This window comes from Tardiphaga sp. 20_F10_N6_6 (genome assembly GCF_052076045.1).
In the GTDB taxonomy this organism is placed as follows: domain Bacteria; phylum Pseudomonadota; class Alphaproteobacteria; order Rhizobiales; family Xanthobacteraceae; genus Tardiphaga; species Tardiphaga robiniae.
Genome location: NZ_CP197239.1, coordinates 1,039,200 through 1,052,781, shown reverse-complemented (window position 1 = coordinate 1,052,781; position 13,582 = coordinate 1,039,200). Strand labels below are relative to the sequence as shown.

Below are 13,582 nucleotides of genomic sequence, written 5' to 3'. Positions count from 1 at the left end.
AAACTCAATGAGTTCGCTGTGCGAACGCGCGTGTAGCGATTTAGCGGCGCAAGGCAGGGACGACGAGAAACGGGATCATGCCGATCACGACGCTGATCAAGGCAAAGGCGAGCAGCGCGTTATAGCTCTGGGTCCAGTCATGCAGCAGGCCGCCGGTCCATGAGCCAAGTGCCGCTCCGAGCCCGCTGCCGAAGGTGATCGTCCCATAAATGGTGCCCATCCGTTTGCCGCGAAAGATCTTCATGGCGGTCGCTGACAGCAGCGGGCCGCGCGATCCGATCATGCTGCCGAAGCAGACGACGAAGCCGGTGAGCAGCGCGTAGTTCGGATACCATTGCAGCAGCCACAGCATCACGATGCCGAGGATCGACATTGAATAACTGAACAGGATCGACGGCCGTCGACCGATCACGCCGTCGAGCCAGCTGACGCCGATCATGCCGAACAGCAGCGCTATGCCGCTGAAACCCCAAGCCGTCGCTGCTTGCAGAGGCGGGAAGCCGACATCGACGAGATAGGCGACCACTTGCGGCGTGATTGCAAACATGCCGATGGCAGTGAAGAAGAATGTGCCGAATAGCGCCCAGAATGCGTGATGGCGCATGGCGCCGACCAGTGTCCATCCTTCGTCGATGATGTCGTCGTGCTTCTCCGATTTATCGAGATGCGGCGACCCCGCGCTGATCTTACGCCAAGGTAGCAATATGGTGGGTACCAGCAGGGCCAGCGCGATCATGCCGAAGGTGCGGTAGGCGCCACGCCACTCGATGTGATCGATCAGAAGCTGTGCAAGCGGCAGCATCACCAGGACGCCTGCGCCGGTGGCGGAATAGAAAACCGACATTGCTAGCGGCAGTCGCTTGCCGAACCAGCGTCCCAGCAGCAGCGCATTCGGGACGTTGCCGATGCAGGCGACGGCAAAGCCGAAACAGGCACCGAGGGCGAGCTGAAACTGCCACAGGTGCTGGGCATAGGCGGCGGCCAGCAACGAAAGTCCAAGGACCGAAAGGCCGACGACGAATACCGTGCGCGGCCCCGAGCGATCGAACAGCCGGCCGATCAATGGAGATGACAGGCCGACGCACAGCGCCGTCAACGAATAGATCGAAACGACTTCGCTACGGTCCCAGCCGAATGATTGTGAAATCGGCAGCAGGAAGACCGAGAAACTCTCCTGCAGTCCCCGGCCGAACAGCGCAAAGGTGAAGCTGAGGCCGAGGACCGATAGTCCGATGCGTTGCGACGACTTCAAATCCATCTGGCTCTTCTTCACGGCGTTTGCGACAGCTGCGCCATGGAGCGCGTTTCACCGTGCATGAACAAGTGCGCTGGATGAATGTGGCTATGCAGGCTTGAGCAGGATGTGCCGCTTCTTCCCGAGCGAGAGCTTGATGACGCCTTCCGTCAGCAGCGCGGGAGTCAGCATCATCTTTTCGTCGGTGACCGCAACATCGTTGACGCGCAAGCCACCGCCCTTGATCTGCCGCCGCGCTTCGCCGTTCGACGCGACGAAACCGGCATTGACGAAGGCCGCGAGGACACCGATGCCTGCTTCAAGTTCAGCTTGCGGAATATTGACGGTCGGCAAGCTGTCGGCGAGCGCGCCTTCCTCGAAGGTCTTGCGTGCCGTCTCCGCAGCGGCATTTGCTGCATCGCGACCGTGCACCACGGCCGTCGCTTCGGTGGCGAGAATCTTCTTCGCCTCGTTGATCTCCGAACCGCTCAAGGCGGCGAGCTTGGCGATTTCGTCGAGGGGCAGGCGTGTGAAGACCTTGAGGAAACGGCCGACGTCTGCATCTTCGGTGTTGCGGAAGTACTGCCAGAAGTCGTAGGGGCTGAAGAGGTCACCGTTGAGCCAGACGGCGCCGGAGGCCGACTTGCCCATCTTCTCGCCAGATGACTTGGTGAGCAGCGGCGTTGTCAGCGCGTAGAGCTGCGGGCCGCCCATGCGGTGGCTGAGATCGACGCCATTGATGATGTTGCCCCACTGGTCGGAGCCGCCCATCTGCAGCAGCGTGCCGTAGCGGCGGTTGAGCTCGACGAAGTCGTAGCCCTGCATGATCATGTAGTTGAATTCGAGGAAGGACAGCGACTGGTCGCGGTCGAGGCGCAGCTTCACGCTGTCGAAGGACAACATACGATTGACCGAGAAGTGGCGGCCGACGTCGCGCAGGAATTCGACATAGTTCAGCTTCAGCAGCCAGTCCGCATTGTTGACCATCAGTGCGTCGGTCGGGCCGTCGCCATAGGTCAGCATCTTGCCGAAGATTTTCTTGATGCCTTCGATGTTCTCCGCGATCTTCTCGACCGTCAGCAGTTGCCGCTGGTCGTCCCGGAACGACGGGTCGCCGACCATCGAGGTACCGCCGCCCATCAGCGTGATCGGGCGGTGGCCGGTCTGCTGAAACCAGTACAACATGGTCACCGAGATCAGATTGCCGATATGCAGACTGGTCGCCGTGGCGTCATAGCCCACATAAGCCGTGACCGGTCCTTTGCAGCAGGCGGCGTCCAGCGCCTCGGCATCCGAGACCTGATGGATCAGGCCGCGGCTCTGGAGGACGTTGAGAAAATCGGACTTGTAGCTGGTCATCGGTTTACGGCTCGGTTCGGATAATTTTACGCTGTCTCAATGGATTGGCGGCAAGGTGGGGGCGTGCTGGCTGCCCCAAAGTGCCTGTGGCATTATAAGATTGGACGCTTCGACACAAGTTTTGACCGGAAATGAGGGCTTTGCCGTGTGCCTGATATGCTGACCGCGATCGGACTAATGAGCGGAACCTCGCTGGACGGGGTCGATGTCGCCCTGATCGAGACCGATGGCGAACGGGTCGGGTCGTTCGGTCCGTCGGGGTATCGGCCATATAGCGAGGCTGAGCGTGCAGTGTTGCGCCAGGCGCTGGCTGAGGCCGTGCAACTGAGCCGGCGCGATATCAGACCGGGCAGTCTGGCCGAGGCGGAGCGGGTGGTTACATCGGTCCATGCTGAGGCGGTCGAGGCGTTTCTGACTGATCATGGCATCGCACGAGGCAGCATCGACATCATCGGCTTTCACGGCCAGACCGTGCTGCATCGTCCCGCCGATCGACTCACCGTGCAGATTGGCGATGGGGCGAGTCTTGCCGGGATGCTCGGCCTGCCGGTGATCCACGACCTGCGCGCGGCTGATGTGGCTGCGGGCGGGCAGGGAGCGCCGCTGGTGCCGGTCTATCACCGTGCGTTGGCGCAGGGACTGCATCGTGACGGGCCCATTGCCGTGGTCAATATCGGCGGCGTGTCCAATGTGACTTACATTGATGGCGACATCGCGTTGATTGCCTGCGACACCGGTCCGGGCAATGCACTGCTCGATGATTTCGTGTTGCGTGCAACGGGGCAGCCGTTCGATGCGGATGGCGCATTGGCGGCGCAGGGCCGCGTCGATGATGCGTGGGTCGCAAAGGGGTTGCAGAATCCGTTCTTTGCGGCAGCGCCGCCGAAGTCGCTTGATCGCAATCACTTCGTTGCATTGCAACTGAGCGATACGAGCCCGGCTGATGGTGCAGCGACACTGACGGCGTTCACCGCGGCGACCATCGCCAGCATTGCGCCGCTGTTACCGAAGCCGCCGCGCAGCTGGATCATCACCGGCGGCGGCGCACGCAATCCGACGATGCTGCGCATGCTGCGGGAGCGATTGCCGGCCGCTAGCGTCGAGAGTGCGAATGACCTGGGCTGGTCGGCCGATGCGATGGAAGCGCAGGCCTTCGCGTTCCTGGCCGCGCGTTCGCTTGCGGGCTTGCCGTTGAGCTATCCGGCAACGACTGGTGTGCCGGAGCCGATGACGGGCGGTGTGAGAGCGGACTACCTCGCGAGCTAGTGCGAATTCGCCGTGGTGAGGGCGATTCGACTCACTCAACGAATCAGGTTGATCGCGAATAACGGCGTCTATGCCTGTGGTAGTCGGCAAGCTGCCGCGGACACGAATACGTGAGGGCATAACCAAATCTCGTGATGAATTTGGTACGGAAATGCCGCGGTTTGCCTAATATGTTGCCGAAAGCACACAGCCGGAAAATGATGCTGCGACAATCGACCGCGCGCATTGTTTCGCAACATGATCTTCCACAACTCTGCCTCATGAATGGCACGCCCGGGGCAATCGCGCGTGCCGATACGATCGGTCTGGAGGCAACATGACCACGATGAAGCAAATGATACTTGGTTCCGCTGCAGCGTTGCTGGCAGCGAGCACTGCTCAGGCGGCGGACCTTCCGGTGAAGGCCAAGGCTGTCGAATATGTGAAGATCTGCTCGATCTACGGTGCCGGCTTCTACTACATCCCGGGCACAGACACCTGCATCAAGATCGGCGGCGCGATCCGCCTCGATACGACTTTTAACGGTGGCCCGTACGACGCGCCGTTCTGGCAGGGCGGCGCCGGTGGCAACAATCTCTGGACCAAGGATAACTTCCTCACACGCGAACGTATCAACATTACGACCGATACGCGCACGGCGTCCGAATACGGCGTGGTGCGTACATATGCGAACATGCAGCTCGACTTCACGCAGAACCGCGACAGCATCGCCGGCGGCTTCACGGAAGTGGATTTCGCATTCATCCAGTTCGCCGGCTTCACCTTCGGTAAGGCTGTTTCGAACTTCGATCCGCAATGGGCGCTGACCAAGCCCTGGATCTCATCGGGCTTCCTTGCGGGTTCGAGCAATACGACTGGCATTCCCCAAATCGCTTACACTGCTGAATTCGGCAACGGCTTCTCGGGCACCATCGCGCTCGAGAATGCGTCGCCCTATCGCAATGCTGGCCTCTACAATACCGCGAATTTCATCGTGGCGCCGGGCGCGGGCTCGTTCACCGGTGCCTTCTACGGCACCAATTCGAACACGTTCTTCGGCAACGCCACGGGCGGCAACCATATTCCTGATGTCGTCGGCAACCTTCGGCTCGATCAGAAGTGGGGCTCGCTGCATTTCGCTGCGGCCATGCACACGTCGACGGCCGGCTTCTACGGGGCGAATGAAGCCTCCGGGCATCCTGACGATGTCTACGGCTTTGCCGTCAGCGGCGCGGTGGAATTCAAGGTCCTGCCAACCGGTGCAAACGACAGCCTGAAGATCGAAGCGTCTTATGCCAAGGGCGCCGCGCGTTACGCCTTCACCGGCGGCTCGCTCGAAACCTCCGGCGGCGGTCGTTTTGCCAAATTCGATGGCAACACAGTTGGCTTCGGCTACGTGCTCGACGGTGTGTATTCGCCGGGAAGCTCGATCCAGCAGAGCGATGCCTGGGAAGTCAGTGCCTTCTATGAGCACTACTGGAACACGGCATGGCGCACCTCGGTGTTCGGCAACTACAGCCATATCTCCTATGGCGATGCCGGCAACGCGATGCTCGCCGCGGCATTCAGCCCGGCCGGCGGTCGCCTGGGAACGAGCAGTTCGTCCAACCCGGGCTCTACGGCTGGCAGCATTACTGGCACGACCAATAATTTTGATTTCGGCATTGCCCAGGTCGGTACACGTACTGCATGGACCCCCGTCAAGAACCTGACCCTGTCGGCTGAATTCACCTATAGCCGCCTCGATCAGAATCTCGACGGCACCTATACCGGCACGGCAACTGGCAAGCCCAATCAGGCCTACCAGATCAAGGATCAGAATCTTTACAACGGCTCGGTCCAGATCCTGCGCTCGTTCTGATCCCGATCAGGACCTAAAACTGAAACTGAAAAGCCCTCGGCCGATCCGGCCGAGGGCTTTTTGTTAGGTTGACATGAAGCGGCCGGCGTGAGGCCGATCGACGCCTCAGCGCACGTTGGCGAGGCGCATGTCGAGATAGCCGGTGACCGATTCCATCAGCGGCTCGAGCTTGTTATCGAAGAAGTGATTGGCACCCGGAATGATGTGCTGATCGATCACGATGCCCTTTTGGGTCTTCAGCTTCTCGACCAGCGTGTTGACGTCCTTCGGCGGCACGACCGCATCCTTCTCGCCGTGCACGATCAGGCCCGACGACGGGCAGGGTGCGAGGAACGAGAAATCATAGAGATTGGCCGGCGGTGCGATCGAGATGAAGCCTTCGACCTCGGGGCGACGCATCAGGAGCTGCATGCCGATCCAGGCGCCAAACGAGAAACCGGCAACCCAGCAGGCGCGCGCTTCGGGATTGATGGTCTGTGCCCAGTCGAGCGCTGCGGCTGCATCCGACAACTCGCCGGTGCCGTGGTCGAACGAGCCCTGGCTGCGGCCGACGCCGCGGAAGTTAAAGCGCAGCACCGAGAAGCCGCGATGCACGAAGGCGTAATAGCATTGGTAGACGATCTGGTGGTTCATCGTGCCCGCGAATTGCGGATGCGGATGCAGCACCATGGCGATCGGTGCGTTCTTCTGCTTGGCCGGATGATAGCGGCCTTCAATACGGCCTGCGGGACCGGTAAAAATAACTTCGGGCATAGTGATCCTTAGGTCCCGTTCTTGGCGTGATCAGCCGGTTTCGCGCAGGGCTCGGCGAGAATGGCTCGGAGGGGACCCTGCGAGGAAAAGGGCGATCGGGCACCGTCAGGTTGATGGCGGGCGGCACCGGGTGAAGTTGAGGCCGCGTTCTACCATGAGCGCAGGGGAGAAAAGCAAGCATATTGAATGCGTCGGCGGCCGTGACATGCGTTGCCGCGGGCGCATTTGGTCAGCAATTGGGCTAATAGAGACGGCGTGCGGCACCGGACGACGTCCGATGCGGCTGTCGAGACTTCAAGTCCTTCAAGGTAAAACAGAATTGGCCAGAGACCGGGTCTATCTCGATTGGAATGCGACGACACCGCTACGCCCTGAGGCGCGGGCGGCGATGGTGGCCGCGTGGGATTTGGCTGGTAACCCGTCATCGGTTCATACCGAGGGTCGTCAGGCCCGCCGGATCGTTGAGGACGTCCGTGCGGCGGTCGCAGGTGCCTTGGGCGCAGATTCGCGAAGCGTCATATTCACCTCAGGCGGAACCGAAGCCAATGTGCTGGCGCTGACGCCCGGGCTGGTGCGCAATCCAGGCGCGGCCGTGCGGCGGCTGATCGTCTCCGCGGTAGAGCACGCCTCGGTGCGGGCGGGAGGCCGCTTCGCCGCGGGAGACCTCCAGGTGCTGGGCGTGGACCGGGATGGCGTCGTGAAACCGGATGAGTTGCGGGCGCTCCTGGCGGGTGGGGAGCCGGCGCTGGTTTCCGTGATGTTGGCCAATAATGAAACCGGCACCCTTCAACCGATTCCTGAGCTTGCGGGCATCGTGCATGACGCCGGCGGCTTGCTGCATGTCGACGCGGTGCAAGCGTTTGGAAAGATACCGATAGATATCAAATTATTGCAGGCTGATCTTCTATCAATTTCTGCGCACAAGATCGGCGGCCCAAAGGGCATTGGCGCGCTGGTCATGGCCAATAGCATCGTCGGGCTCAATGCGCTGCTCAGCGGCGGCGGGCAGGAACTGGGGCGTCGGGCCGGAACCGAGAATGTGCCCGGAATCGCCGGCTTCGGCGCCGCCGTGACGGCCGCTATCGCGTCGCTTGATGACATGAAACGGGTTGACGAGCTGCGTCAGCGGCTTGAGGCGGGCTTGCGGCAATCCAGCAATGGACTTGTGTTCGCCCAAGATGTGCCGCGTCTGCCCAATACGGTCCTGTTCGGCGCCCCCGGATTGCGCGCCGAGACCGCCGTAATTGGATTTGATCTCGAAGGTATCGCGGTATCGTCGGGATCGGCCTGTTCTTCTGGTAAGGTACAGCCGTCTCACGTGCTCGAAGCCATGGGTTTCGGGCCGGAGCTGACCCGGGGTGCTGTGCGTCTCAGTCTGGGCTGGTCGACCACCGAAGCGGACGTCGATCGGTGCCTGGAGGCTTGGCGAAAGCTCTCGGGTACACTACTTAAACATAGCGACGAAACACAGCTTGAACGGTTCTAAGAGGGGTGATTTCCCCGCGGGAACATCGTAAAGAACCCCGACAAGCTTTGAGTTTCACGTTTCTGGATTGATCCACCGCGGTCCTTGAAACCGCGAGCGGAGGATAAAATGGCTGCCGTACAAGAGACCGTCGATCGGGTTCGCCAGATCGACGTCGATCAATATCGTTATGGATTCGAGACCATCATCGAATCCGAGAAGGCCCCGAAGGGCCTTTCCGAAGACACCGTTCGTTACATCTCCGCCAAGAAGAACGAGCCGGCATGGATGCTGGAATGGCGTCTTGAGGCGTATCGCCGCTGGCTGACCATGGAAGAGCCGAAGTGGGCGCGGGTCGAGTATCCGAAGATCGACTTCCAGGATCTCTATTACTATTCGGCGCCGAAGCCGAAGAAGACCATTGGCTCGATCGACGAGATCGATCCTGAAATTCTCGAAACCTACAAGAAGCTCGGCATTCCTCTCCGCGAGATCGAGGCGCTGGAAGGCGTCGTGCGTCCGGAAGGTGAGCGCAGGATCGCCGTCGATGCCGTGTTCGACTCAGTGTCGGTTGCGACCACGTTCCAGAAGGAGCTGAAGCAGGCTGGCGTGATCTTCATGCCGATCTCGGAAGCCATCCGCGAGCATCCCGACCTGGTGAAGCAGTATCTCGGCACGGTCGTGCCGACCTCTGATAACTTCTATGCCACGCTGAACTCCGCGGTGTTTTCCGACGGCTCGTTTGTCTATGTGCCGCCGGGCGTGCGTTGCCCGATGGAGCTGTCGACCTATTTCCGCATCAATGAGCGCAACACCGGCCAGTTCGAACGAACGCTGATCATTGCCGACAAGGGCGCCTATGTCAGCTATCTCGAAGGCTGCACGGCGCCGCAGCGCGACGAGAACCAGCTCCATGCGGCTGTCGTCGAGCTCGTCACCCATGACGATGCCGAGATCAAGTATTCGACGGTCCAGAACTGGTACCCCGGCAATTCCGAAGGCAAGGGCGGCATCTACAATTTCGTCACCAAGCGTGGTGACTGCCGCGGCGACCGCTCGAAGATTTCCTGGACCCAGGTCGAGACCGGCTCCGCCATCACCTGGAAATATCCGAGCTGCATCCTGCGCGGCGACAATTCGCGCGGCGAGTTCTATTCGATCGCGATTTCGAACGGCTATCAGCAGGTCGATAGCGGCACCAAGATGATCCATCTCGGAAAGAACACCACGAGCCGGATCATCTCGAAGGGTATCGCTGCCGGCAAGTCGCAGAACACCTATCGCGGCCTTGTCACCGCGCATCGCAAGGCGACGAACGCGCGTAACTTCACGGCCTGTGACTCGCTCCTGATCGGCGACCAGTGCGGTGCGCATACCGTGCCGTATATCGAGGCGAAGAATTCCTCGACGCTGTTCGAGCACGAGGCGACCACCTCGAAGATCTCCGAAGACGTGCTGTTCTATTGCGTCCAGCGGGGCCTGTCGCAGGAAGAAGCCGTCGGCCTCGTGGTCAACGGTTTCGTGAAGGACGTGTTGCAGCAGCTGCCGATGGAATTCGCGGTGGAAGCGCAGAAGCTGATTTCGATCAGTCTCGAAGGCAGCGTGGGATAGTGAGAATGCTGAAGATCCTCGGAGGTGCCGTGGGTCTTCTGTTTGCGATCACGCTGTTTCTCGCATTCGCAGGCGCGATCGTTGCGTTATTCGGCGGCATGGCCGGATTTGAAAATGCCAGGGTAGCTGGAGGGGCGGTCAGCGGGATTGGAGCACTTGGTTTCTTTGCTCTGCTTCTGTCGCCTCTCGGAGAACTTCTCGGTCTGCTAGGCACGTCGACGCCTACCGGATCGTCTCAATTGAACGTCAATGCATCGGCGCCACCGAATCCAGGCAAGCCGGGCAAGAAGGAAGTTACTGATGACCGCATTGCTTGAAGTGAAAGACCTGCAGGTTCGTGTCGAGGATCGCGAGATTCTCCATGGGCTGACCATGACCGTGAATGGCGGCGAAGTGCATGCCATCATGGGACCGAATGGTTCGGGCAAATCCACGCTCAGCCACGTCATCGCCGGCAAGCCCGGTTATGAGGTGACCGGCGGCGAGATCCTGTTCAAGGGCGAAGACCTGCTGGAAATGGAGCCCGACGAGCGCGCCGCCAAGGGCGTGTTCCTGGCCTTCCAGTATCCCGTGGAAATTCCCGGCGTCACCACGATGAACTTCCTGCGCACCGCGGTGAACGCGCAGCGCAAGGCGCGCGGCGAATCCGAATATCTGGTGCCGGACTTCCTCAGGAAGGTCCGCGAAGTTGCTGCTTCGCTGAACATCCCGATGGATATGTTGAAGCGCGGCGTCAATGTCGGCTTCTCCGGCGGTGAGAAGAAGCGCAACGAGGTGCTGCAGATGGCGCTGTTCCAGCCGAGCCTGTGCATCCTTGACGAAATGGACTCCGGTCTCGACATCGATGCGTTGCGCGTGGCTGCCGACGGCGTCAATGCACTGCGCAGCCCGGATCGCGCCATGGTCGTCATCACGCATTATCAGCGCCTGCTGAACTACATCGTGCCGGATCGTGTGCATGTGATGTCGAAGGGCCGCGTCGTAAAGAGTGGCGGCAAGGAACTGGCGCTGGAACTCGAAGAGTCCGGTTACGCGCAGTATGAAGACGCGGCGGCCTGAGTGAGACAATCATGAATGTAGCTCTCGCAAAGACAACAACGGGCGCGGTGCTGGACGGCACATTCGCCGCTGCGCGCGGCCGGCTGCCGGGCGTCGGCACGGTGGCGGAAACGCGCCAGCAGGCGTTCGACGATTTCGCGCGTACCGGTCTGCCGACCCGGCGCATCGAAGAATGGAAATATACCGACCTGCGCAACCTGCTGCGCGATGTGGCGCCGCTTGCGCCGGCGCCTGATCAGGCCGCGCTGGCCCAGGCCGCGAAGCTCGTCGAAACGCTCGGTACGGGTGATACGCAGAAGCTGGTCATCGTTGACGGCGTCTTCGCGGCAGGCCTTTCCGATCTGACATCGGGCGGCGGCGTGACCGTGCATGCGCTCAGCGCCATGCTCGATGACGCGACCAGTGCGACGCGGGCCGACTTGCTGCGCTCGCGTATTGTCGATCCGATGATCGCATTGAATGCCGCCTTTGCGACCGATGGCATGCTGATCGATATCGCCGACGATGCCGTTCCGGCCCGGCCGCTGCATATCGTGCATGTCGCGACACGCCCGAGCGTGGCCGCATTCACGCGGTCGCTGGTGCGTATCGGCAATCGCGCGCGTGTGACGCTGGTCGAAAGCTTCGTCGCGACAGAATCCGCGAAGGCGTATCAGGCCCATGATGCTGTCGTGATCTGGATCGGCGACGATTCCGATCTGCAGCATGTGCGCGTGATGGAAGACGCCGGCGATGCAGCGAATATCGCAACGGCCATCGTCACAGTCGGTGCGCGCACCAAGTTCAACACCTTCAGCCTGACCACTGGCGGTGGCGTCAGCCGCTATCAGAGCTTTATCACGCTGGCTGGTGTGGATTCGGAGCTGTCGACCAACAGCGTTCATCTGCTGCGCGACAAGCAGCATGGCGACTGTACCTTCGTGATCGAGCATGCGGCGCCGAATTGCCTCAGCCGTGAGCTGTTCCGCGCCGTGCTCGACGATCGCGCGCATTCGGTGTTCCAGGGTCGCATCAACGTCCATCAGATCGCGCAGAAGACCGACGGCAAGATGATGTCACGGGCGCTGCTGCTGTCCGACGAGGCCGAGATCGACAACAAGCCCGAGCTCGAGATCTTCGCTGACGACGTGCAGTGCGGCCACGGCGCGACCATTGGCGCGCTGGATGACAGCTTGCTGTTCTATCTGCGGGCTCGCGGCCTGCCGGAGAAGGCGGCGCAGGCGCTGCTGATCCAGGCATTCGTGGGTGAAGCGCTGGAGTCGATCGTGAATGACGATCTGCGCGACGTCGCGATATCGGCCGCAGAGCGTTGGCTGGAGTCGCGCGCATGACATTGCATCCCGCGGTCTCGAACGGGTCATATGACGTCGCTCGCGTCCGCGAGGATTTTCCTGCGCTCGAGATGAAGGTCTATGGCAAGCCGCTGGTCTATCTCGACAACGCGGCATCGGCGCAGAAGCCCTATGCTGTGCTCGACCGCATGACCGAGGCCTACAAGTCCGAATATGCCAATGTGCATCGCGGACTGCATTACCTCGCCAATGCCGCGACCGAGGCCTATGAGGGCGCGCGCATCAAGGTGCAGCACTTCCTCAATGCCAAGCGCCCCGAGGAAATCATCTTCACCCGCAATGCCACCGATGCGCTCAATGCCGTCGCGGCATCGTGGGGCGGCGAGAACATCAAGCCGGGCGATGAGATCGTGCTCTCGATCATGGAGCACCATTCCAACATCGTACCGTGGCACTTCCTGCGGGAACGTCAGGGCGCCGTCATCAAATGGGCGCCGGTCGATGACGAAGGCAACTTCCTGATCGACGAGTTCGAGAAGCTGCTGACCGATCGTACCAAGATCGTCGCTATCACCCAGATGTCCAATGCGCTGGGCACGCTGGTTCCGGTCAAGGACGTGGTGAAGCTCGCGCATGCGCGCGGCATTCCCGTCGTGGTGGATGGCAGCCAGGCTGCCGTGCACATGCCGATCGATGTGCAGGACATCGACGCCGACTTTTATATCTTCACCGGCCACAAGCTGTACGGACCGACCGGCATCGGCGTGCTGTATGGCAAATATGACCGCCTGGTCGCGATGCGGCCCTATGCCGGCGGCGGCGAGATGATCCGCGAAGTGGCGAAGGAGTGGGTCACCTATGGTGATCCGCCGCACAAGTTTGAGGCTGGTACGCCCGCCATCGTCGAAGCCATCGGCCTCGGCGCTGCCATCGATTACGTCAATTCGATCGGCAAGGAGCGGATTGCCGCCCATGAGCACGACCTCCTGGCCTATGCACAGGACCGGCTGCGCGAGATCAATTCGCTGCGTATTATCGGAACTGCCAAGAACAAGGGCCCGGTGATTTCGTTCGAACTGAAGGGCGCTCACGCTCATGACGTGGCGACCGTGATCGACCGGCAGGGCGTCGCGGTCCGCGCGGGAACCCACTGCGTGATGCCGCTTCTGGAGCGATTCAATGTGACGGCCACGTGCCGTGCATCATTCGGAATGTATAATACCCGCGAGGAGGTAGACCACCTCGCACAGGCGCTGATCAAGGCACGGGAGTTGTTTGCATGAGTGACATTGCAGAAGCCAAGACGCCGGACGCCACCCCCGAGGCTGAGAAGCCCGCTCACATGCAGACCACCTCGGCGCTCGATCCCGCCGAAACCGAACGCCTGGGCACCGAGATCGTCGCTGCACTGAAGACTGTGTTCGACCCGGAAATCCCCGCGGATATCTACGAACTCGGCCTGATCTACAAGGTCGACATCAAGGACGATCGCTCTGTCCAGGTGGAGATGACGCTGACGACGCCGAATTGTCCGGCGGCCGAAGAGCTTCCGACCATGGTGGAGAACGCCGTGGCCAGCGTGCCCGGAGTCGGTCTGGTCAAGGTCGAGATCGTCTGGGAGCCGACCTGGACGCCGGACCGGATGACCGACGAGGCCCGTCTCGTTCTGAATATGTGGTGAGTTGCGTCCGGTTTGCTGAATA

Annotated in this window: 12 protein-coding genes; 9 read left to right on the top strand and 3 right to left on the bottom strand. The window is 61.0% G+C overall.

What is annotated here, in order from left to right; all coding sequences use genetic code 11:
• Window positions 1-40 precede the first annotated feature (40 nt).
• Window positions 41-1,258 carry an MFS transporter gene (locus AB7813_RS05030; RefSeq protein WP_439063963.1) on the bottom strand — a complete coding sequence of 406 codons (1,218 nt, stop codon included), beginning with the start codon at window positions 1,256-1,258 and terminating at the stop codon, window positions 41-43.
• Between the two features lie 84 nt (window positions 1,259-1,342).
• Window positions 1,343-2,593: a tyrosine--tRNA ligase gene (gene tyrS / locus AB7813_RS05025; protein WP_120289408.1), complete on the bottom strand. Its 1,251-nt coding sequence runs from the start codon at window positions 2,591-2,593 to the stop codon at window positions 1,343-1,345.
• 156 nt (window positions 2,594-2,749) lie between these two features.
• Between tyrS and AB7813_RS05020 the strand changes: the two genes are divergently transcribed.
• Entirely contained in the window at window positions 2,750-3,859 is a 1,110-nt protein-coding gene (locus AB7813_RS05020) for an anhydro-N-acetylmuramic acid kinase (RefSeq protein WP_439064628.1), read from the top strand.
• Between the two features lie 316 nt (window positions 3,860-4,175).
• Window positions 4,176-5,699 carry a porin gene (locus AB7813_RS05015; RefSeq protein WP_439063961.1) on the top strand — a complete coding sequence of 508 codons (1,524 nt, stop codon included), beginning with the start codon at window positions 4,176-4,178 and terminating at the stop codon, window positions 5,697-5,699.
• Between the two features lie 105 nt (window positions 5,700-5,804).
• Here the strand turns inward: AB7813_RS05015 and AB7813_RS05010 are convergent, their stop codons facing one another.
• Entirely contained in the window at window positions 5,805-6,452 is a 648-nt protein-coding gene (locus AB7813_RS05010; protein ID WP_068736626.1) for an alpha/beta hydrolase, read from the bottom strand.
• A 277-nt stretch (window positions 6,453-6,729) separates the two neighbouring features.
• Between AB7813_RS05010 and AB7813_RS05005 the strand changes: the two genes are divergently transcribed.
• The 7 genes from AB7813_RS05005 to AB7813_RS04975 all read left to right on the top strand — a co-directional run bounded on the left by AB7813_RS05005 (window position 6,730) and on the right by AB7813_RS04975 (window position 13,560).
• Window positions 6,730-7,938: a cysteine desulfurase family protein gene (locus AB7813_RS05005; RefSeq protein WP_439063960.1), complete on the top strand. Its 1,209-nt coding sequence runs from the start codon at window positions 6,730-6,732 to the stop codon at window positions 7,936-7,938.
• A gap of 108 nt (window positions 7,939-8,046) precedes the next feature.
• Window positions 8,047-9,528 carry a Fe-S cluster assembly protein SufB gene (gene sufB, locus AB7813_RS05000; RefSeq protein ID WP_439063959.1) on the top strand — a complete coding sequence of 494 codons (1,482 nt, stop codon included), beginning with the start codon at window positions 8,047-8,049 and terminating at the stop codon, window positions 9,526-9,528.
• 5 nt (window positions 9,529-9,533) lie between these two features.
• The gene (locus AB7813_RS04995; protein ID WP_120289416.1) at window positions 9,534-9,845 is read left to right on the top strand and encodes a hypothetical protein; all 312 of its coding nucleotides are present in this window, start codon (window positions 9,534-9,536) and stop codon (window positions 9,843-9,845) included.
• Window positions 9,829-10,587: a Fe-S cluster assembly ATPase SufC gene (gene sufC, locus AB7813_RS04990; protein WP_320444250.1), complete on the top strand. Its 759-nt coding sequence runs from the start codon at window positions 9,829-9,831 to the stop codon at window positions 10,585-10,587. The genes AB7813_RS04995 and sufC overlap by 17 nt, the downstream gene beginning before the upstream one ends.
• An 11-nt stretch (window positions 10,588-10,598) precedes the next feature.
• Complete coding sequence (sufD, locus tag AB7813_RS04985; protein ID WP_439063958.1) at window positions 10,599-11,918, top strand: Fe-S cluster assembly protein SufD; 1,320 nt, start codon at window positions 10,599-10,601, stop codon at window positions 11,916-11,918.
• Complete coding sequence (locus tag AB7813_RS04980; protein ID WP_093758422.1) at window positions 11,915-13,162, top strand: cysteine desulfurase; 1,248 nt, start codon at window positions 11,915-11,917, stop codon at window positions 13,160-13,162. The genes sufD and AB7813_RS04980 overlap by 4 nt, the downstream gene beginning before the upstream one ends.
• Complete coding sequence (locus tag AB7813_RS04975; protein ID WP_170849663.1) at window positions 13,159-13,560, top strand: SUF system Fe-S cluster assembly protein; 402 nt, start codon at window positions 13,159-13,161, stop codon at window positions 13,558-13,560. Before AB7813_RS04980 ends, AB7813_RS04975 begins: the two co-directional genes overlap by 4 nt.
• Window positions 13,561-13,582 lie beyond the last annotated feature (22 nt).

Coding starts and splice junctions, on each gene's coding strand:
- AB7813_RS05005 (WP_439063960.1), top strand. CDS start 6,730: ATGCGGCTGTCGAGACTTCAAGTCCTTCAAGGTAAAACAGAATTGGCC.
- sufC (WP_320444250.1), top strand. CDS start 9,829: ATGACCGCATTGCTTGAAGTGAAAGACCTGCAGGTTCGTGTCGAGGAT.
- AB7813_RS05030 (WP_439063963.1), bottom strand. CDS start 1,258: ATGGATTTGAAGTCGTCGCAACGCATCGGACTATCGGTCCTCGGCCTC.
- AB7813_RS05010 (WP_068736626.1), bottom strand. CDS start 6,452: ATGCCCGAAGTTATTTTTACCGGTCCCGCAGGCCGTATTGAAGGCCGC.
- sufB (WP_439063959.1), top strand. CDS start 8,047: ATGGCTGCCGTACAAGAGACCGTCGATCGGGTTCGCCAGATCGACGTC.
- AB7813_RS05015 (WP_439063961.1), top strand. CDS start 4,176: ATGACCACGATGAAGCAAATGATACTTGGTTCCGCTGCAGCGTTGCTG.
- AB7813_RS04995 (WP_120289416.1), top strand. CDS start 9,534: ATGCTGAAGATCCTCGGAGGTGCCGTGGGTCTTCTGTTTGCGATCACG.
- AB7813_RS04975 (WP_170849663.1), top strand. CDS start 13,159: ATGAGTGACATTGCAGAAGCCAAGACGCCGGACGCCACCCCCGAGGCT.
- AB7813_RS05020 (WP_439064628.1), top strand. CDS start 2,750: ATGCTGACCGCGATCGGACTAATGAGCGGAACCTCGCTGGACGGGGTC.
- sufD (WP_439063958.1), top strand. CDS start 10,599: ATGAATGTAGCTCTCGCAAAGACAACAACGGGCGCGGTGCTGGACGGC.
- tyrS (WP_120289408.1), bottom strand. CDS start 2,593: ATGACCAGCTACAAGTCCGATTTTCTCAACGTCCTCCAGAGCCGCGGC.
- AB7813_RS04980 (WP_093758422.1), top strand. CDS start 11,915: ATGACATTGCATCCCGCGGTCTCGAACGGGTCATATGACGTCGCTCGC.